19 protein-coding genes are annotated in these 19,603 nt (G+C 65.0%); 9 read left to right on the top strand and 10 right to left on the bottom strand.

What is annotated here, in order from left to right; all coding sequences use genetic code 11:
• Positions 1-46: 46 nt before the first annotated feature.
• Complete coding sequence (locus SGRAN_RS08965) at positions 47-661, bottom strand: response regulator transcription factor (protein WP_067182763.1); 615 nt, start codon at positions 659-661, stop codon at positions 47-49.
• Positions 651-2,525: a PAS domain S-box protein gene (locus tag SGRAN_RS08960; protein ID WP_067182761.1), complete on the bottom strand. Its 1,875-nt coding sequence runs from the start codon at positions 2,523-2,525 to the stop codon at positions 651-653. Before SGRAN_RS08960 ends, SGRAN_RS08965 begins: the two co-directional genes overlap by 11 nt.
• Positions 2,526-2,801: 276 nt before the next feature.
• Between SGRAN_RS08960 and SGRAN_RS08955 the strand changes: the two genes are divergently transcribed.
• The gene (locus tag SGRAN_RS08955; protein WP_067182758.1) at positions 2,802-3,386 is read left to right on the top strand and encodes an NAD(P)H-dependent oxidoreductase; all 585 of its coding nucleotides are present in this window, start codon (positions 2,802-2,804) and stop codon (positions 3,384-3,386) included.
• Between the two features lie 44 nt (positions 3,387-3,430).
• On the opposite strand, the gene SGRAN_RS08950 is transcribed toward SGRAN_RS08955, so the two are convergent.
• Complete coding sequence (locus tag SGRAN_RS08950) at positions 3,431-4,468, bottom strand: zinc-dependent alcohol dehydrogenase family protein (RefSeq protein WP_067182756.1); 1,038 nt, start codon at positions 4,466-4,468, stop codon at positions 3,431-3,433.
• Between the two features lie 431 nt (positions 4,469-4,899).
• Between SGRAN_RS08950 and SGRAN_RS08945 the strand changes: the two genes are divergently transcribed.
• Positions 4,900-5,373, top strand: coding sequence for a GNAT family N-acetyltransferase (locus SGRAN_RS08945; protein ID WP_172709639.1), 474 nt, complete (start codon positions 4,900-4,902; stop codon positions 5,371-5,373).
• 21 nt (positions 5,374-5,394) lie between these two features.
• Here SGRAN_RS08945 and SGRAN_RS08940 read toward each other — a convergent pair whose 3' ends face one another.
• Positions 5,395-6,825, bottom strand: a complete 1,431-nt coding sequence (locus SGRAN_RS08940) for a L,D-transpeptidase family protein (RefSeq protein ID WP_237233978.1) — start codon at positions 6,823-6,825, stop codon at positions 5,395-5,397.
• Positions 6,826-6,904: 79 nt separating this feature from the next.
• Positions 6,905-7,585 (bottom strand): murein L,D-transpeptidase catalytic domain family protein, encoded by a 681-nt coding sequence (locus tag SGRAN_RS08935; protein WP_067186992.1) that lies wholly within the window; start codon positions 7,583-7,585, stop codon positions 6,905-6,907.
• A gap of 171 nt (positions 7,586-7,756) precedes the next feature.
• Here SGRAN_RS08935 and SGRAN_RS08930 point away from each other — a divergent pair, with 171 nt between their 5' ends.
• Positions 7,757-8,509, top strand: a complete 753-nt coding sequence (locus SGRAN_RS08930) for a hypothetical protein (RefSeq protein WP_067186991.1) — start codon at positions 7,757-7,759, stop codon at positions 8,507-8,509.
• A 12-nt stretch (positions 8,510-8,521) separates the two neighbouring features.
• On the opposite strand, the gene SGRAN_RS08925 is transcribed toward SGRAN_RS08930, so the two are convergent.
• Both SGRAN_RS08925 and SGRAN_RS08920 read right to left on the bottom strand, forming a co-directional pair.
• Positions 8,522-10,339, bottom strand: coding sequence for a DUF885 domain-containing protein (locus tag SGRAN_RS08925; RefSeq protein ID WP_067182748.1), 1,818 nt, complete (start codon positions 10,337-10,339; stop codon positions 8,522-8,524).
• 97 nt (positions 10,340-10,436) lie between these two features.
• The gene (locus SGRAN_RS08920; protein WP_148650841.1) at positions 10,437-10,682 is read right to left on the bottom strand and encodes a hypothetical protein; all 246 of its coding nucleotides are present in this window, start codon (positions 10,680-10,682) and stop codon (positions 10,437-10,439) included.
• A gap of 382 nt (positions 10,683-11,064) precedes the next feature.
• Between SGRAN_RS08920 and SGRAN_RS22990 the strand changes: the two genes are divergently transcribed.
• On the top strand, positions 11,065-11,199 hold the full coding sequence (locus tag SGRAN_RS22990) for an entericidin A/B family lipoprotein (RefSeq protein ID WP_082737170.1): 135 nt from the start codon (positions 11,065-11,067) through the stop codon (positions 11,197-11,199).
• A 100-nt stretch (positions 11,200-11,299) separates the two neighbouring features.
• Here the strand turns inward: SGRAN_RS22990 and SGRAN_RS08915 are convergent, their stop codons facing one another.
• From SGRAN_RS08915 to SGRAN_RS08905, 3 genes are read right to left on the bottom strand one after another with little or no spacing between them, the layout of a single operon-like run.
• Positions 11,300-12,349 (bottom strand): response regulator, encoded by a 1,050-nt coding sequence (locus SGRAN_RS08915; protein WP_404950420.1) that lies wholly within the window; start codon positions 12,347-12,349, stop codon positions 11,300-11,302.
• A gap of 26 nt (positions 12,350-12,375) precedes the next feature.
• Positions 12,376-12,822, bottom strand: a complete 447-nt coding sequence (locus tag SGRAN_RS08910; protein ID WP_067107910.1) for a response regulator — start codon at positions 12,820-12,822, stop codon at positions 12,376-12,378.
• Entirely contained in the window at positions 12,815-14,317 is a 1,503-nt protein-coding gene (locus tag SGRAN_RS08905) for a sensor histidine kinase (RefSeq protein ID WP_067182739.1), read from the bottom strand. Before SGRAN_RS08905 ends, SGRAN_RS08910 begins: the two co-directional genes overlap by 8 nt.
• Positions 14,318-14,499: 182 nt before the next feature.
• Between SGRAN_RS08905 and SGRAN_RS08900 the strand changes: the two genes are divergently transcribed.
• The 5 genes from SGRAN_RS08900 (at position 14,500) to SGRAN_RS08885 (ending at position 19,410) form a co-directional block, all read left to right on the top strand.
• Positions 14,500-16,650 (top strand): catalase, encoded by a 2,151-nt coding sequence (locus SGRAN_RS08900; protein WP_082737169.1) that lies wholly within the window; start codon positions 14,500-14,502, stop codon positions 16,648-16,650.
• A gap of 99 nt (positions 16,651-16,749) precedes the next feature.
• Positions 16,750-17,244 (top strand): hypothetical protein, encoded by a 495-nt coding sequence (locus SGRAN_RS08895; RefSeq protein WP_148650840.1) that lies wholly within the window; start codon positions 16,750-16,752, stop codon positions 17,242-17,244.
• A gap of 239 nt (positions 17,245-17,483) precedes the next feature.
• On the top strand, positions 17,484-17,651 hold the full coding sequence (locus SGRAN_RS22570) for a hypothetical protein (RefSeq protein ID WP_172709588.1): 168 nt from the start codon (positions 17,484-17,486) through the stop codon (positions 17,649-17,651).
• Positions 17,652-17,840: 189 nt separating this feature from the next.
• Entirely contained in the window at positions 17,841-19,082 is a 1,242-nt protein-coding gene (locus SGRAN_RS08890) for an NAD(P)/FAD-dependent oxidoreductase (protein WP_067182733.1), read from the top strand.
• Between the two features lie 49 nt (positions 19,083-19,131).
• The gene (locus SGRAN_RS08885; RefSeq protein WP_067182731.1) at positions 19,132-19,410 is read left to right on the top strand and encodes a hypothetical protein; all 279 of its coding nucleotides are present in this window, start codon (positions 19,132-19,134) and stop codon (positions 19,408-19,410) included.
• Positions 19,411-19,603: the final 193 nt, after the last annotated feature.

Genomic DNA, 19,603 nt, shown 5'->3' with positions numbered 1-19,603 from the left:
TTTAGGTAGCGGGGACGCGCGGGTCGCTACGTAATGTCCCGATGGATCAGGCGCCCATGCCCGCGGCGAACGCCAGGCGCAGCGCGTCGGACAGGCTCCGCACCTCCAGCTTCGCCATCAGGTTGGCGCGATGCACCTCGACCGTGCGCGGCGAGATGCCGAGATCATAGGCGATCGTCTTGTTGGGCAGGCCCTGTGCGAGCCCTTCGAGAACCTCGCGCTCGCGCGGGGTCAGGACACCCAGAACGACGTCGGCCTCGGCGGCGCGGGCGGCGGCGCCATCGGTGGCGGCGATGCGGGCGAAGGCGTTTTCGATGGCACCGATCAGCACCGCCTTCTCGAACGGCTTTTCCAGGAAATCGACCGCCCCCGCCTTCATCGCGCGGACCGCGATCGACACATCGGCGTGCCCCGTCAGAATGATGACCGGCATCGTCACGCCCCGCTCGATGAGCGCCTGCTGCACCTCGAGGCCATCCATTTCGGGCATGCGCACGTCGAGGAGGACGCACCCCGCCGGCATATGCCGCACCTCCTTGAGGAAGGCGACGCCCGTCGGCCACGTCTGCACCGCATAGCCCGACGTCTTGAGCATGAAGCTGGCCGAGCGTCGTATCGCCCCTTCGTCGTCGACGATGTACACGAGCTTTCTATTCGTCATCCCGCTCCTCCGCTTTCGCGCTCACCAGCGTAAAATGAAACTCGGTGCCGCCGCCCTTGCGCGGCTCCATCCAGATGCGGCCGCCGTTCGCCTCGACGATCGTCCGGCAGATCGAGAGGCCGAGGCCCATGCCCTCGTTCTTCGTGCTCACGAAGGCGGTGAAGAGCTGGGCCGCGACCGCCGGGTCGACGCCCGGCCCCGTATCGGAGACGATGACGCGGACGAAACCCTGCTGGTCCGGACGGCTCGTCAACGCAAGCTCGCGCACCGGGCTGTCCGCCATCGCCTCGACCGCGTTGCGGACGAGGTTGATGAGCACCTGCTGGATCTGGACCTTGTCGACGAGAACGGGCGACGCATAGGGATCGAGGTCGAAGCGCGGCGCGACCCCCTTCTCGCGCGCGCCCATCAGCCCGAGCACGGCCGCCTCGTTGATCAGCAGCGGCAGCTTCTCGATCGTCTTTTCGACCTCGCCGCGCGCGACGAAATCGCGCAGGCGGCGCACGATATGCCCGGCCCGCAACGCTTCCTTCGCCGTATCGTCGAGCGCGTCGCGGATCATCGGCATGTCTTCGGGATCGGGATCGACCAGCAGGTCGCGCACCGCTTCGACATAATTGGCAACGGCGGTGATCGGCTGGTTCAGTTCGTGGGCGAGCGTCGACGCCATGGTTCCCATCGCGCTGACGCGTGAGACGTGGATCAGCTCGGATTGCAATGCTTCGAGGCGTTCTTCGGTCTTCTGCCGCTCGGTGAGGTCGCGGATGAAACCGGTAAAGAGCGGGTGGGCGTCGCCCCGCGCCTCGCCGATCGAAAGCTCCATCGGAAAGGTCGAGCCATCCTTGCGCTGGGCGAAGACGACGCGGCCGATGCCGATGATCCGCTTCTCCCCGGTTTCGAGATAGCGCCGGATATAGCCGTCGTGCCGTTCGCGATCGGGCGACGGCATCAGCCGGCTGACGTTGGCGCCGAGCAATTCGGCTTCGGTGTAGCCGAACAACTGCTCGGCGGCGGCGCTGAAGGAGAGGATGAGGCCCTGATCGTCGATCACGACCATCGCATCGGGAACGGTCGACAGGATCGAGCGCAGATGGCTCTCCTGCGACCGCAGCGCTTCTTCGGCGGCCCGCCGGCTCGTGATGTCGGAAACGATCTTGGCAAAGCCGCGAAGGCTGCCGTCGGGATTGCGCAGCGCGGTGATCGAAACGTCGGCAAGAAATTCGGAGCCGTCCCGGCGCACGCGCCAGTCCTCGATCTCGAAGCGCCCGTTGCGCGCGGCGCTTGCGAGGTCCGCCGCGGGTTTCCCCGCCGCGATCGCGTCGGCGGGATAGAAGATCGAGGCATCGCGGCCGATCATCTCGGCCTCTGTCCAGCCCTTGAGCCGTTCCGCGCCCTTGTTCCAGATCGTCACCCGCCCCTGGGGGTCGAGCAGGTAGATGGCGTGCCCTTGCGCTCCATCGATCAGGAGATTGAGCTCTTCGGCCAGCACATTCGCCTCGGCATCGCGGCGGGCGGCCCTCGTCTCGCTCTCGCGCATGCGGCTGCGCCACCGGTCTCCCGCGTGCGACAGGGCGACGATGCCGGCGGAGGTCAGCAGGAAAACGCCCGTCTCCACCCAATCGACGGTGTCCAGGCCCCGAACGCCGGTAAAGGCCATGCCGAGGGCCAGCGACGGCAGCGCGGCGATCGATGCGGCGCCCGCGCCCGCCACGATCGATGCGGCAAGAATGGCGAGGGTGAAGAGAAGGAATGGCGCATGATCGCCAAGCCAGGGATCGAGCGCATAGCGGACCAGCGCCGCCACGCCGACGATCGCCAGCGCAAGCGCGACGCGCGCGGGAAAACTTCGCTGCCAATTCGCCATCCGCACCGCGGCCTCCGCCCGTACCGGCCTTTCTGCGCCGCCGCGTCGCGGCGCGCCCCGTTCCCCCGAAAACCCCGGCATCATAGACTTTTTTCGCGGCGCGCGAAACGCGCGGCATCGGTCAGCGCGAGTCCGCTTCTCGGGGAGCTTTCCTGCGATGCTAGCCGGCCGGTCCGGTCGCTTGCATAGGGGAAACTACTGATAGGCGGAATCGCGCGTTGCACGCCATGGTTCCGATGCGTCGGCAAGGACGCCGCCTCTCATCGGGGATTTTCCGTGACGGCCAAACGCATCCTTCTCATCGATGGCCATCCCGATCCCGACCGGGCGCGCTTCGTCCATGCGCTGGCGGATCGCTATGCCGGGGGCGCCGAGGCAGCCGGTCACCGGGTTCGCCGCATCGACATCGCGGCAATGGCCCCCGAACCCCTGATCACCCGCCACCAATGGGAGAAGGCCGATCCGCCATCGGCCGTCGCGGATGCCCAGAGCGCGCTGGTCTGGGCGGAGCATATCGTGATTTTCTATCCGCTCTGGCTCGGCGACATGCCGGCGCTGCTGAAAGCCTTCTTCGAGCAGGTGATGCGGCCCGGTTTCGCCTTCCGTTATCGCGACAAGGGCTTTCCCGAAAAGGCGCTGAAGGGGCGCAGCGCGCATGTCGTGGTGACGATGGGCATGCCGGCCTTTGCCTACCGCCTCTATTATCGCGCCCACAGCCTCAAGAGCCTCGAACGCAATATCCTGAAATTCGTCGGCATCGCCCCCATCCGCCGAACCATCATCGGCAATGTCGAGGGCGACGGCGCCGCCCGCGAGGCATGGCTGCAGACCATGGCGAAGAACGGTCGCTCGGGGCGATAGCCGCCGTTACCTGCTGCGCGAAACCTGCGCTGTTCCGCAAATGGTCATGGCGCGATGACGACCTTCAGGGCGCCGGTTTGCGATGCGCGTTCGAAGACGTCATAGGCCTCCATGATATCGGCGAGCGCGAAGCGGTGGGTGACGAGGCGCGACGGGTCGAGCCGTGCGGCCGCGACCGTCTTCAACAGCATCGGCGTGCTGACCGTATCCACGAGCCGCGTCGTGATCGCGATATTGCGCGACCAGAGGCGGTCGAGATGCAGGTCGGCCTTCGCGCCGTGAACCCCGATATTCGCGATCACGCCGCCCGCCGCGACCAGGTCCTGGCACAGTTCGAAGGTCGCGGGCACGCCGACGGCTTCGACTGCCGTATCCACTCCCTGCCCGCCGGTCAGCGCAGCGACCGTCGTAACGGGATTATCGCGCCGGCTGTTGACGAGATGCGTGGCGCCGAAGTCGCGGGCGACCGCGAGGCGCTTGTCGTCGATGTCGATCATGATGATCGTCGCAGGGGAATAGAATTGCGCGGTGAGCAGGCACGCGAGGCCGATCGGCCCCGCGCCGACGATCGCGACCGAGCCCCCCGGCGCGATCCTGCCGTTCAGCACGCCGCATTCGAAACCGGTCGGGAGGATATCGCTGAGCATCACCAGCGCTTCCGGATCCGCACCGGCCGGCACGGGGTAGAGGCTGGTTTCCGCGTGCGGGATACGGACATATTCGGTCTGGGTGCCGTCGATCATGTTGCCGAGCAGCCACCCGCCCGAGGCGCAGTGCGAATACATTCCGCGACGACAGTTCGCGCACCGGCCGCAGGAGGTGATGCACGAGATCAGCACGGAATCGCCGACCTTGAAGGCGGTGACCGCCGATCCGATCTCCTCGATGACGCCGACGCCTTCATGCCCGAGTATCCGCCCGGGCACACAGGTCGGAACGTCGCCCTTCAATATATGAAGATCGGTTCCGCAGATCGTGGTGTGGGTGATGCGCACAAGGGCGTCGCCCGGCGCGGCGATGGCGGGCCGTTCGACCTCGTCGAGCGATTTCGTGCCGGGGCCATGATAGACGAGCGCTTTCATATCGCCTCCGCTTCGGAAGAAAGCGGCGCCATTCCGGACGCCTCTTCGCGACGCCATAGCTTCGAATATGGACGCCGGGACATCCGTAGATTCCCCGACGGCCGGCGCGTCCGACTCCGTAACAATACGAACTGCGCCATCGGGAACGCAGCCTAGACTCTGCGGCGACCAAGGAGGTTGACCATGGATATGACCGTCGTCCCCACGCCCCCGGCACCCGCAAGCCGCGCCGCCGGAGGCCGCCTGCGCGATATCGATCGTCCCGACGACCTGTCCGCCAGGTCGGCCCGTCGTCGGATCGAGGGAACCCTGTCGCTCCGCGCGCGGCGGCCGGTCCGCTTCTCTGAACAAGGATCAATGCCATGACCGGTCAATCAGTGGATATGACACTTTCCGAGAAAGGCCCCATCTCCCTTCACACGCGGGGCGGCGTGAAAATCACGCTCCGCCCCGTGGGTGCCGGCGACGCCGAACTTCTCTCCCGCTTTTACGACGGACTGTCTCCCGCCGACATGCAATTCCGCTTTCTCAGCGCGCAGCCGCACCTGTCGAGTTCGCAGCTTGCGGCGATGATCGCCGTCGATCACCGCCACCGCGAACATCTTCTCGCCTTCGAACAGGCAAGCGGCGAACTCGTGGCGGCCTTGCTGATCGCGGCCGATGAATCGTTCGAGATGGCTGAGGTCGCCATCGCGGTCGCCCCTGCCTACAAGGGCCGCGGTATCGGGTGGAACCTGCTCCACCATGCGGTCGATCTTGCGAAGGCGCGCGGCATAGGGCGGCTGCGCTCGGTCGAAAGCCGCGCCAATCGCGAGGCGATCGAGGTCGAGCGCACGCTCGGGTTCACGTCGAGCGCTTATGACGGCGATTCGACGCTCGCGTTGCTCGAGATCGACCTTCGCTAACGGAAGCTCCTGTCGTCGATTTCACGGCCCGATATCGTCGCCGGAGGCGCGCAATCTGAAGCCCTGCCTTTCGGGAAATCCAAGCGCCGCGGCGACGGCGTCGTTCCAGCCATAGGGATCGGCGCGAACGACCGGCTCGCCCGCATCGTCGAACAGCACGGTCTGGTAATAGAGCCTTACCGGTATCGCACGGGGCAGGTCGACAAAGCTTTCCTTCCCCGTCGCGCGCGCCTTCTGCCATTCGTCGAGGATACCCTCGTCGCGCGCCAGCATCTGCGCGAAGCCGAGCGCGTCCTCGACCCGGACGCAGCCGTGGCTGCGCTGTCGCTGCACCTCGTCGAACAGCGATTTTGCGGGGGTGTCGTGCAGATAGATCGAATGCTCGTTCTTCATGTCGAACTTGACCAGCCCCAGCGCATTCTGCGGCCCCGGCTGTTGCACGATCCAGCCGTCCTTCCACGCCATGTCGTTGCGGCGTAGATAGGCCGATCCCTTCTTCGCGATCTCCCCGTTCTGGATCGAGCGCGGCACCGTCCAGGTCGGATTGGCGACGAGCCGGTAGATCGGCGATCCGAGCTGGGGCGTTTCCTTCCCCGGTTTTCCCACGACCACCTTGCGCGTATCGGCCAGCTTTCCATCGCGCCAATAGGCCAGCCGCCCCGCGGCGATATTGACGTCGATACGCGTCGCGGGCGGCGTCCGTTCGAGCCAGCGCATGCGTTCCATCGCGACCGCGAGCGCGCGGGCCCGGTCGGCATCGGACAGGTTGAGGATTTCGAGCGCCTCGCCGCCGATCACCCCGTCGGGCTCGATGCCGTAATCGATCTGCATATGCTGGACGGCACGGACCATCGCCGGCGTGTACAGGGTCCCCTGCCCCTCTGCGCGGTCGAGATAGTCGGACGCGACGAGCTGCGCCACGATGGCCGGGACGCGGGGATCGGTCGCGCCGGGTTTCAGCGGCTTGGTATCGGGGATGGCGGCCGCCTTGTCCCCCGACCCCCGCAGCGCGAGATAGGCTTTCGAAAGCTTGCGATACTGGTCGTTTTGCGGAGCAAGACTGTCGATCCAATCATCCAGCTTTCCATCGGACAGCGCCCCGGCCAGACCGGGCCGCAGATCGGCTTCGGGACGGGGGATCGTATAGATATCCTGCAATTTGGCGGGATCGGTCGCACCGCGCGCGACCGCCGCGGCGTAGCGGAGTGCGCTTTGGGTCAACGCCTTTTCGCCCTCGGCGCTTCCCACCTGTCCCTCGACCGCGAAGCGCATATGGTCGAGACCGTGCGCCGCGCGCCGTTCGATAGCTTTGCGCAACTGCCCGACCGCCGCCTCGTTCCAGCGGATGGTGGCCGCCGCCGCGTTCGATTGCGCATCGCCGTTCGCCGAAGGATTGCCGCATCCGGTCAGCGCCAGCGCCAGCAGCGAGCCGGCCAACATCAATTTCCGCACGAATATCTCCTTGCAATGGAAGGAGATAACGCGAGGCGCTCAGGCAGCGTTCCCGCGAGATGCAAAAGCGGTGGTCGTTTCAGGCCTTTGCGGCATAGAGAAGCCGCCCCTCGCCCAGGAAGCCGAAGACGCGATCCAGTTCATGTTCGCCGACCGCGAAACAGCCCTGGCTGCGCCCCAGCTTCCCATGCGCGGCAAGGATGTCGGCATTCGCATACCATGCCGAATGGATCACGATCGCCCGCCCCCGGGCATTGTCGTTCGTCGGGTCGAGTCCGGCAAGCCGCTGCGACCGCCCATGCTTTCCGACATAATAATCGCCGGTCAGAAAGGCCCCTTCGCTCGACGCGTTGGAACCGAAATCATTCGAGAAGCGCTGCAGGAAACCCGTATGCCCGGGATCCGAACCCGCGCCGTGGGCGACGAGCAGACTCGACCGCTCTCCCTTGACGACGTCGAGAAAATGCAGACGCGCTTCCGATGACGGCGCGGAGAAGTCGACGATCGCGATGCGGTCGCGATGGACGACCGCCCCGGCGTGACGATCCAGCGCGGCAAGGGCTTTGCGCAGCAAGGTCGGATCGAACGACGCGGGAGCCACGGATGCGGACGTCGACGGCGGCACGGTTCCGACACTCCGGGCATGGGGAGCAAGCGGCGCGGTGACGGTCGAGGACCGGCCGAGCAAGGCGGCAGCGGCCGTCGCCGTTCCCGACAGCATGAGCGTGCGCCTGTCGATCGGAAAGGAACGATCGGTCATGCGCATAATGTAGGCACGAGGAGCGGTTTTTGAAGCTTCGGTCGCGACCCGCGGACGACGGCTCTGCTCCTCCGGGCGTACAAAGCCGGCGTTTCGGCGCGCAACCGGGACCGTCGCGCGCATCGGTGGCTCCATGAGGAACCGTTGAAATCCGCGACGCGTTCGAACGCCATGACCGGACGATATCGGATATGTGCGGGCCCGCTCGCTTTGCTGACGCTGGCGCTCGCGGCGTGCGGCGGACCGGCCGATCAACAAGCCGGCGCCCCCGAGCCGGCCGAAACGCCGCGCCCCGCAACCGATACTGCCGCGCGCGCCGCACCTTCGCCTTCGACGCCTGCCGCGACCGACGAGCCACGGTCCTGCGCCGTGGAGATCGGCAGGCAGGCGGCGGATCGCCGCGCACAGCTCTGCCACACCCTGTCCCCGGCGACCCATCCGCCCTGCAACGTCGCCAACAGCTGCGCGATGATCGACGACGAGATCGCCCGAAGCTGCGCGCTGCTGAGCCGGGCGGGATCGCCGCCCGCCGATTGCCGGCCCGCCCCCCGAAGCAGCGAGGCCGCCGTCGATGTCGTCAAGCGCTATTATGCGGCCCTCGATGCCCGGGACTATGCCACCGCCTGGCTGCAGTGGGGCCAGGACGGCCCCCCGAACCAGCCCCTCGAAAAATTCAGGCAGGGCTTCGCCCACACCCGGTCGACGCACGTCACGATCGATTCGGCGGGTGAGGCCGAAGGCGCCGCCGGGTCGCTTTATCTGACCGTCCCCGTCAGGGTCGAGGCCACGCTCGATTCCGGCGAGCTACAGCGGTTTCGCGGACACTATATCGTGCGCCGCGTCAACGACGTGGACGGGGCAACCGCCGACCAGCTTCGCTGGCATATCGATTCCGCGCATCTCCAGCTACTGCCGCCCCGCTAGAGACCCATGCGATCAGGCGGGTGCGGCGATCCAGCGGTCGACCTGCGCTTCGAGCACAGGCAGCGGCACAGAGCCCCGGCCGAGCACGATTTCGTGGAACATGCGCTGGTCGTATCGCGCGCCCAGCGCCGTCCGCGCCCGATCGCGCAGGGCCAGGATGCGCTGCATGCCGACCTTGTACGAGGTTGCCTGCCCCGGACTCACGAAATAGCGGCGGATTTCGGACCGGATCTTGGCCGCGGGCTGCGGCGAATTGGCGGTATAATAGGCCAGCGCCTGCGCCTCACTCCACCCCTTGGCGTGGATGCCGGTATCGACCACCAGCCGGATCGCGCGCCATATCTCGCGGCCCAGCCGACCGAAATCGCTGTAGGGATCGGTATAGAATCCCATCTCCTTGGCCAGCCGCTCAACATAGAGCGCCCAGCCCTCGCCATAGGCGCCATAGAAATAATTCTTCCGGAATTCGGGGGTGCCGGTCATCTCCTGCGCGAGCGCGATCTGCATGTGATGGCCGGGCAGGCCTTCGTGATAGACGGTGCCTTCGATTTCATAAATCGGCGTCGCGCGCGTGTCGGCGAGGTGGACATAGAAGATGCCGGGCCGCGACCCGTCGAGCGCCGCCGGCGAATAATGCGCCGCGCCGCCCGGTTCCTCGCGAAACGCCTCGACGCGCTTGACGATCAGGTCGGCCTTGGGCAGCCGCCCGAACTGTTCGGGAAGCCGCGCGCGCATGCCGTCGAGATAGGCTTCCGCCATCTTGAGATAGGCCGCGCGGCCGGCATCGTCGTTGGCGACATAGAAACGATCGTCGCTGCGCAGGAAGACGAAGAAATCCTCGAGCTTCCCCTCGAAACCGATCCGGTCCTTCAGCGTCTCCATCTCGGCCCGGATGCGCGCGACCTCGGACAGGCCGAGCGCGTGAATCTCGTCGGCGGTCATGCCGGTCGTCGTCTGCAGCCGCAGCATCGCATCATAATAGGCGGCGCCATCGGGCAGTGCGCCCGCGCCGAGCGGTTCGGACGCGGCCTTGGCGCGGTCGGCGGCGAGCCAGGCGCGCAGCCGCTCGTAAGCAGGCTGCATCGACCCGGTCATCGCCGCGGCGACCTGCGCGACATAGCGGCCGGCTGCGGCGGCATCGATCTGCCCCGACGCGACCAGGCCCGCCGCCTTCGCCTTCGCGTCGGCGAACAGCGCCGTATCGGGACCATCGCCGAACGGTGCCCCGGTGATGACGCGCCCCACGAGTTCGATCGACTGGTCATAGGCGAATCCGGGCATGCGCACGCCCTTCGCCGCCGCCGCCGTGGCCCGCTCCAGATAGGCGTCGAGCGTCGGACCAAGCGCCGTGACACGCGCCACATAGGCTTCCATGTCCGCCGGCGTATCGACGCGATGCTGGTTGATCAGGAAGTTCGGCAGCCCGGTGTGCGGCCCGTTGCGGTCGAAGATATAATTATGTCCGCGCCACTTCGTCGACGCCTCGGCGCGCTCCAGTTCGAGGACCCACATGTCGTAGGACACCCGCGCGTCTTCGCCGAGCGCCGCGCGATCGAACTGCGTCTTCATCGCGGCGACATTGCTTCGCCGCCACGCGAGCCGCGCCGCCGCCGCCGCATCGCTGGGATCGGTGAACCGGTCCTGCTGCTCCTTGCGGCCGAGCTGGGTGAGCTGTTCGGGGTCGAGTGCGATCTCGGCCTCGAAGGCCGCATCGAGAAAGGCCGTAAGCGCCGCGTCGCTCTCCCCGGCCTTGCCCGCCGCCCGCGCCGCCGGCGCCGCGACCAGACCGGCCGCCAGCGCCCATGAGAATTCCCGTCGTGATAGTCGCACCGGACCCCTTTCTCCATTGCCCGTCATCAGCGGTACCGCGATTGACGGTCCGGGGCCAAGTCCAAATTCGGCAAACTACTCTGCTTTCGGGCTCGCATCACAAACCGAAATGCGCTTTCGGGATGTGCGTGATACGGCATGCGAGATCGGCCTCGCCGGAGGCGGCGATATAGTGATCGCCGCGAAGCGTCATCCCGCCGTCGCTGCCGCGGCGAACGATGGCCCAGAACGCCTGTCCCGACGGCCTCACCTCGACCGTGAACTCGCCCGCCTTCAGCTTGGCGAGCGGCGTTCCCAAGCCGGCGCCAAGCGCCCCGGCGGTGCCCAGCAGGGCAGAACTCACCGGCGACTTGCGCTCCTTGATTCCTTGCCTTGTCATGCCGGCCCGCGGGCGTCACGCGGCCACGAAACCGGCCTTGTTCATGACCATGGTGACATGCGCGTTGCCCCCCGTCGCGAGGGAATGGCCGGTTGCGGCCGATCCGCTTTTGGGGGATCGACGCAATGAAGCGGACCTGACGCCGCATTCGGAATCGATGGCTTAGATACAATCTCCGGCGGATCGCTTTGCAAGCAGCGCCCAGTTATTTTTCCAGCCTAGCGATCATTTTGAACGCTTCGGCTAGTGTGACGCCGTGCACGGGAACAATGATTGCGGATGGCGGTTGTCGCAATATTGGAACGCAAATGAAAGGTCGTTTGCCCGCACCCCCCGGAGAGAGAAAATGAGAAGGTTTCTGACTATTTTCGCCCTTAGCGGTTCAATCCTGATCCTGTCTGCCTGCAACACGATCGAAGGTGCAGGCAAAGACATTGAATCCGCTGGAGATTGCGCTGATGGCGTTAAAGGAAACTGCTGAGCCGCAATCGCTCGCATCAGCTTGAACCAGAAGTCGCCCATGAACGGCAATTACGTGGGCTTTCCGTATCCAGGCACTGAGCGTAAGTTGCCTTCCGGCTTCAACCAGGCACCTTAAGCTCGTGGGATCGGAGTTCGATCGAGATTGACGCGCGTGTCCCAGGATTGTCCCGTGCGGTATGCACGGGCTCGTATCGCACGATCGCTTTGTGCGTTCGTGCGAGCGCTTCGATGAGACGAGTTCCAAGCCCGGTGCCCCGGGCAATGCCGTCAGACGGCATCCCGGCGCCGTCATCTTCCACCGCCAGCTCGACGGTCGACGCCCCCAATCTGTTGAGCATGATCCGGACCTCCCCGGCTTCGCCCGCCGGATAGGCGTATTTGCAAGCGTTGCTGACCCATTCATTGGCGATCATTCCAAGGGCTACCGCCTTGTCGGTCGCGACCTTCAGAGCCTCGGCCGATGCAGACACCCGTCGTTCGCCCGTTCCGTTCGACCAAGTATCGGAAAGATCGGTGGCGAGGCCTGACAGATAGTCGTCCATCGCGACGAATTCGACATCGTTGGTCGTGTAGAGACGCCGATTGACCTGCGCGACGGTAGCGATCCGCTGCTGGGTCTTCTGGAGCGCCTCCCGGGCACCGGGATCGGACAAATTCTTCGATTGGAGCGCGACGAACGACATGACCATCTGGAGGTTGTTCGCGACGCGGTGATTCACTTCCTTGAGAAGTGCTTCGAGCCGCGCGTTGCTTGCGCGAAGTTCCGCCTCGGCTTCCTCGCGCGCGCGGCGGAGCTGGGCACGCTCGAGAACCTGTCCGAAACTTGACGCGAGCAGGTCGAAAAAATCCTCGCCGACCGACTTTACGACATAATCATCGGCCCCCGATTTCAACGCCGCGACCGCGATCCGGCTCTCCTCGGAGCCGGTGACATAGACGACCGGCGGACAAGCCGGGAGCGAACGAAGCGCTTCGAGCGTAGCAAGGCCGTCCTGTCCGGGCATATAATGATCGACGGCAATCAGATCGAAGGCCGTCGCCTTTGCCATATCGACGCCCTCGGCGCCGTTCGCCGCGAGACTGACGTCATAGCCCTTGCGGCCGAGCGCGCGAGATGCGAGCCGGCGCATGCCATCGTCGTCGTCAATGTACAGAATGTGGGACAGAAAAATTCTCAGGCCGGATCGGGATCGGGGACCTGGATCACCGACAGGAAAAGGCCGAGCTGGCGGATGGCATCGGCGAAATTCTCGTAGTTCACCGGCTTGGTGATATAGACGTTGCAGCCGAGGTCGTAGCAGCGCTGGATCTCGACCTTGTCGTCGGTCGTCGTGAGCACGACGACCGGTGTGCGCCGTAGCGGACTTCCGTCTGCCTTGAGCTTCGCAAGAATATCGGTTCCGCTCATATCGGGCAGATTGAGGTCAAGCAGCACGAGCGCCGGCCCGTTGCGAACGGGCCCCTCGGCCGCGTCGTACAGAAACTCGAGCGCCGATGTACCGTCGAGGAAATGGTGGATCGTGTTCGAGATGCCCGCACGGCGGATATTCTTCTCGATGAGGCGCGCATGGCCCTCGTCGTCCTCGATCATCACGATATTGACGGGCTGCTGGTCAGTCATCCTCTTCTCCACTTTGCCACACGAGTGGCAGGATCAGCCGGAAGGTGGACCCCACACCCAATTCGGACTGGATTTCGATATTTCCGCCGAGGCGATAGGCAAGCGCACGAGCGTGCGCAAGGCCGATCCCCTCGCCCTGCTGATCCTGCACGCCCGATCGGCGGAAGAGGTCGAACACGCGCTCGTGATCGCGCGGCTCGATGCCGCGACCGTTGTCGGTCACCGATACCCAGGCGCGCCCAAGGTCGGTGCCGCCCGTCACGCTTATGGTCCCGGCGCGCCCCGGCTGAAGATATTTGAGCGCATTCTCGACGAGGTTCGACAGGATCTGTTCGACCGCGACACGGTCGTTCACGACTACCGGAAGCTCCTCCACCGTCACCACAGTGCCGGTCTCGTCGATCCGGTGCTGCAAACTCCCGACGATCGCGCGCACGACGCCGCCAAGATCGAGCGTTTCCGGAGCCAGCGTGCGCCGCCCCTGGCGCGAGAGATTGAGGATGGCGTTGATCAGCCGGTCCATCTTCTGGGTCGAGGTGCGAATGAACCCGATCGATTCCGGAAGATCCTCCTCGATCGCGAGACGCGTCGCGGCGTCAGGCGCTTGCCAGCCTTCGGACTCGCCCTTCTCAAGATAGCCCGCGATAGATTTGCGCGCGGTCTCGAGTTCGGCGGTGAAGCCCATGACGTTGACGAGCGGCGACCTGAGGTCATGCGACACGATATAGGCGAAGCGCTGGATTTCGGCATTGGCGCGCTGGAGCTCGCCGGTGCGGGCATCGACCAGTTCCTCAAGCCCTTCGTTGAGACGTCGAAGCTCCATGCGCGAGCTACGCAGCTCCGCCAGATTGCGCCGGACGAGAAGCAGGGTCGCCGCCGCAACCACGAGCAGGAGGATGCCTGTCGCGATCAGGGTCGTTGTGAAAAGACGCTGCGTGCGTTGCTGCCGCTCCTCCCGCTCGCGAAGCAGGGCAAACTCGTCGGCAAGCATCGATTCGACAACCACGCGCGAGGCGCGCACCTCGAGCACCCCGCGGTCGTTCGAGAAGCTGTCGATCAGCGACTGCCGGTCGGCACCGCGCAGTCCGAGCGTCTTGCTATAATGCTCGGCGTAGGCATCAAGGTGCCCGCGCAGCGTCCGGACACGCATCTGCTGCTCGGGGTTGTCGCTGATCAGTTTCTCAAGCGTAGCCAGTTGCGCCCGCGAACGAGCCTCCGCTTCCTCAATGATCGTCGCGAACTGGGCATTTTGTGTGAGGATGAGACCGCGGCGCGCGGTTTCCATTCGCTCGGTGGCGCTCGCGAAGGCACCGAGGCTGGCTTCGACGGCCAGCGTGTGTGCGACCATCCCCGCGTCAGCTTCATTCTGGCGCTGGACGTAAAAGGCGGTCGCAGCCGCGACGAGCAACGCCGCGAAGCCGACCGACAGAAGAAGGATGATGAGGCGGCTCGCGCGCGTGTCGCGCCCAAGCGCCGATAATCTGGCCGATTCCATCTGGCTGCCCCTCGGCCCGATCCTTTGCGGCCTGATCGATGTCTTAAAATCCGCCTTTAGGCAAGCAAGGGCATCAAGCTCCTTAACATATGTTATGTGCCGCTCACGCAATTCGCGCGGCGATGAAACCAGTGCGGAAAACAGGCGTTGGCTTGGCAAAGAAACCATCAAGGACCTGCCCGATGCTGAAGAAGCCCCGCCCCTCGCCCGCGACCGACAATAGCCTTGCCGCGCACCAGCCCGGAAGCGGCCAGATGGCGCTCAAGGTCGACAAGGGGAATGCGGGTGAACTTCACCAGCATATCACCGCCGACGATGAGCGCGATGGCCGCGCGCACCTTACGGACAATTTCGGTCACCGCATTGCCGACAACCAGAACAGCCTCAGGGCGGGCGAACGCGGCCCGACCTTGCTCGAGGATTTTGTCCTCCGCGAGAAAATCTTCCACTTCGATCATGAGCGCATTCCCGAGCGTATCGTGCATGCGCGCGGCTCGGGCGCGCACGGCGTCTTTGAATGCACGCACGCAATCCCCGAGCTCACCAAGGCCGACATCTTTCAGGAGGTCGGCAAGACCTGCCCGGTCTTCGTGCGCTTCTCGACCGTGGCTGGCGGCGCCGGCTCGGTCGACACGCCGCGCGATGTGCGCGGCTTTGCAGTAAAGCTCTACACCGAGGCGGGGAACTGGGACCTCGTCGGCAATAATATCCCGGTCTTCTTCATCCAGGACGCGATGAAATTCCCCGATCTCGTCCATAGCGTGAAGATGGAAGCCGACCGGGGTTATCCGCAAGCGGCGAGCGCCCACGACACTTTCTGGGATTTCATCTCCCTGATGCCCGAGAGCTTCCACATGATCATGTGGGCGATGTCCGACCGAGCGATCCCGCGGAGCTTCCGCACGATCGAGGGCTTCGGCGTCCACACCTTCCGCTTCGTCAATGCGAAGGGCCAATCAAGGTTCGTGAAGTTCCACTGGAAGCCGGTGCTCGGGTTGCAGTCGACGGTGTGGGACGAGGCGGTCAAGATCGCAGGCGCCGACCCCGACTATCTGCGCCGCGATCTTTATGAGGCCATCGATGCCGGCGACTTCCCGCAATGGGATCTTGGCATCCAGGTCTTCGACGAGGCTTTTGCCGCCAAGCTGCCCTATGATGTGCTCGATGCGACCAAGCTCATCCCCGAAGAAGATGTCCCGGTCGAAATCGTGGGGCGGATGACGCTCAATCGTAATCCCGACAATTTCTTCGCCGAGACCGAGCAGGTCGCCTATCTTCCCTCGAACATCGTCCCCGGCATCGATTTCAGTAACGACCCGCTGCTGCAGGGCCGCCTCTTCTCCTATCTCGATACCCAGAAGTCGCGGCTCGGTACGACCAACTTCCACCAGATTCCGATCAACGCGCCGAAATGCCCGTTCCACAATTTTCAGCGCGACGGGATGATGCAGACGCTCGTTCCGAAGGGTCGCGCGAATTACGAGCCGAACAGCCTCGCCGAAGCCGGCGAGGATGCCGGGCCGCGCGCTTGCCCGGAAACGGGCTTCACCACCTTCCCGGCCAACGGCGAGCGCAACGACCCGACCGAGAAGCTGCGCGTCCGCGCAGCCCTTTTCGCCGATCATTTCAGCCAGGCGCGGCTCTTCTACCGCTCGCAGACCGGGAATGAGCAGGCGCATATCGCCTCGGCGCTGGTATTCGAACTCTCGAAGGTCACGCTCGATCATGTTCGCGCGCGCGTCATCGGTCAGCTCCGCAATATCGACGAGGATCTCGCGAAGCGTGTCGCCAACGGACTCGCGATCGATCTGCCTGCCAGAATCAAGCCGGCAAAGACGCCCATCGACATGGCACCTTCCGACGCGCTCTCGATCCAGAAGGACGCACGGCCCGACATCAGGGGGCGCAAGGTCGCGATCCTGTTCGCAGAGGGCTCCGACGCTTCTGCCATCGACAAGCTCAAGAAACAGATCGAGAAAGTGGGCGGAAGCGCCTTCCTCGTCGCTCCTAAGGTCGGGGGCATTCCGGTCTCGACCGGATTGCTCAAGGCCGATGGTCAGCTGGCGGGATCGCCATCGGTGCTGTTCGACGCCGTCGCCTCGGTGCTCACCGCAGCCGCCGCCGAAAAGCTGACGCATGAAGGTGCCGCCGTCCAATGGTTCATGGACGCCTATGGCCATTGCAAGACCATCGCGCACGACGAAGCGAGCCAGGTTCTGCTCGACAAGGCCGGGGTCGAGCCTGACGAAGGTATCGTCGCGCTTGCCGATTTCATCAAGACCGGGACGCAGCGCCACTGGGACCGCGAGCCGAAAGTGCGCGATCTCGCCTAGCGGCCCATAGCGGGACATGAAGACCGAAAAACGCCCCGCGCTCGGCGCAACACCGAGCGATTCCGTGCGTTTCAAATCTCGTATCAACGGGATAGTCAGATGACGCGTTTTCTACTTCTCATGACCTCCGCACTTTCGATCGCCGCGGCCACACTTGCTCTCCAGTCGTGTGGCGCGGAAAGCGTCGAGGCCGCGCCCTCCGTTCGTCCGGCCAACAGTCTAGTGGTCCTGCCCGACGGGTCGACCATGGCCGCGGCGACAGGTTCGCTGTCCCGGCGCGTCTCCGAATGGCTGGCAAACCGCGAGGGCGGCAGCGCGGACTTTCAGTTCACCGGATTTCACGAGACGCAGCCCACACTCACCAGCAAGGGCCTCGGCCGTGCCGCCGATCTCGCGACGATCCTGCGCGCCGCGCCCGCCGCGACGATCGAACTCGCAGGCGACGAGGCGCAGGCAACCACGCTCGCGCGCCTCCTCGAAGATCGCGGGATCGCCAACGAGAGGATGAGGGTGATTCCCGCCGCGGGTCTCGGCGCCGTGACCATGACGATCCATCGCGGCACGACTGCGCCGCTGATGACCGCCCGGAGATAGGTCTCATTGACCAGCGTCGGGAAGCAAGCCGGCGAGCCGCTCCGCACAAAGAGCATTCGCAGTCTTATGGCGGTTGGAGCATCTGGAGTGAAAGGTTCCGGCCGCGGGGTTCCAGCCCCGATAAAATTCACGAACGTCATAACCTATGTTAAGTACATGAAATTAGAGGAACAATCTGGAATATCCAAGCGTCTCTCCCATGCCCACCCCCGGGCAGATCATCATCAGGAGAGGCCATCATGGCGCAGAATAATCAACAGGGCGGCAACCAGCCGAATCCGAACCCCGGCCAGGACCGTCAGCAGGAACAGCAGGATCCGGCTCGCCGCCAGCAGGGCGACGATCGCGACGCCGACAAGAGCGGCAATCAGGGTGGCCGCGACGACGGGAATCGTCAGAACCGCTAACCCCTGGCACAACAGGCGGGCGCGCTGGTCGCGCTCTCCGGACCGGGTCGTCGCTCCCGCGCGACCCGGTTTTTGCTGTGACAGGTCGGCCCAATCATGCTTCTGCTGCCCTCACCGTGCTCAAAATGGCGATCCAATCGAGGACGAGACGATTGCCGATAGAGGACCGACAATTCTTCCGAGACCATCATGAAAAGCGATGACGGCAGGTCGGCAAGCGAGGAGCGCAACCTCAGGACGGGGCGCACCATCTGGCAGGAGCACCGCCGCCCCCCGGTTCCCACCCTTCCCCTCCCGTCCCGCTCGCGTTGCGACGTCGCGGTGATCGGCGCGGGTATATCGGGCGCGCTGATTGCCGAGGCCCTGACCGAGGCGGGGCTCGACGTGATGATCCTCGACCGGCGCGGCATCGCGGAGGGATCGACCCCGGCTTCCACCGCGCTACTCCAATATGAACTCGATACGCCGCTCTCGCAGATGGCGGAGCGCATCGGCTGGGAGCGGGCGATGCGCATCTGGCGGCGCTCCTACCTGGCCGTCGAGGCCCTTCGCGCGCGCACAGAGCGGCTCGGACTCGAGGTCGGTGCTGCGACGCGTCCCTCGCTCTATCTCGACGGCAACCTCCTCGATCCCGCACAGCTGGCGGCCGAGGCCGACGCAAGGCGCAGGGCCGGATTCGAGGTCGAACTCATCGGACCCACCGAGACCGAGCGGCGCTACGGGATCAGGCGGCGCCATGCGATCGTCGGCTTCGGCAATTACAGCGCCGACCCGCGCGCGATGGCAGCAGCCTATCTGGGAGTCGCCGCGAAGCGCGGTGCACGGATCCATCCGCATAGCGAGATCGTGCGCGTCGACGCGGCGCAAAAGGGCGTGACGCTCGAGAGTGATCGGGGCGCACATGTGCAGGCTCGGCATGCCGTCTTTGCGACCGGATATGAGATGATGAAGGGCGTACCGAGGCTCGGCAACCATATCATGTCGACCTGGGTAATCGCGACGCGGCCACAGCCCGAAGCCCTCTGGCGGGACGGTGCGATGATCTGGGAGGCGTCCGATCCTTATCTCTATATCCGGACAACGCCCGAGGGCGCGGTGATCTGCGGCGGGGAAGATGAGGAAATCGCGAGCGCCGGCGAACGCGACGCCAGGCTTGCGGCCAAGACGAAAATCCTGACGCGCAAGCTCGCGGCCTTGCTTCCCGCGATCGATCCCGCGCCCGCCTTCGCCTGGGCAGGCAGCTTCGGTAATAGCCCGCTCGGGACACCGACCGTCGGGCGCGTGCCGCGGATGCCGAACTGCTATTCGGCGATGGGATATGGCGGCAATGGCATCACCTTCTCGATGATGGCCGCTCAGATATTGCGCTCGGAAATTTGCGGGGCGCGCGATCCCGACAGCGACCTTTTCGGATTCCGTCGGATATTCTGAACGGGCGGCGCGCAGGCATGCAGCAACGACAGGCGATAAGGACAGGAACATGATATCACAGGCAAGGACATCGGGGTTCGGAAAGCTGCTTGGCGTCGGCGTGCTCGGCGCGCTCGTCTGGTTCACACACCGCGGTCAGAAGCGGACCGCGAAAGACGACGGCCATTCAGCCGCCTTCTCCGACGGCGAGACGCATCCGGAAAATTTCGATCAGACGCGAAGCGCCGGCCCGGGCGGCATGCGCGACACGCCGCGTCGCAGCTGGAACCGGGTCGATCAGGCGGCCGATGAATCGTTCCCGGCCAGCGATCCGCCCGCGACCTATTGAGCGAGCGATCCCGGAAATTCTGCGAATGAAGCGGATCAGTCCGGGAACTCCGGCGACCCGCGATCCGCGCTGCCGGGAGCTACCACATCCGGACGCGGTCTCGCCATGGGCGACCTCGGCTGCGATGACCGCATTCCACAGCGTCTCGTCGTCCTCGTGCATCAGAGCCCCTCGCCCATTCATGCTGCGCGGT

The sequence above is a fragment of the Sphingopyxis granuli genome (assembly GCF_001559015.1).
GTDB lineage: Bacteria > Pseudomonadota > Alphaproteobacteria > Sphingomonadales > Sphingomonadaceae > Sphingopyxis > Sphingopyxis granuli.
Note: the sequence above shows the minus strand (reverse complement) of the source record. Positions and strands in the feature narration are given on the sequence as shown.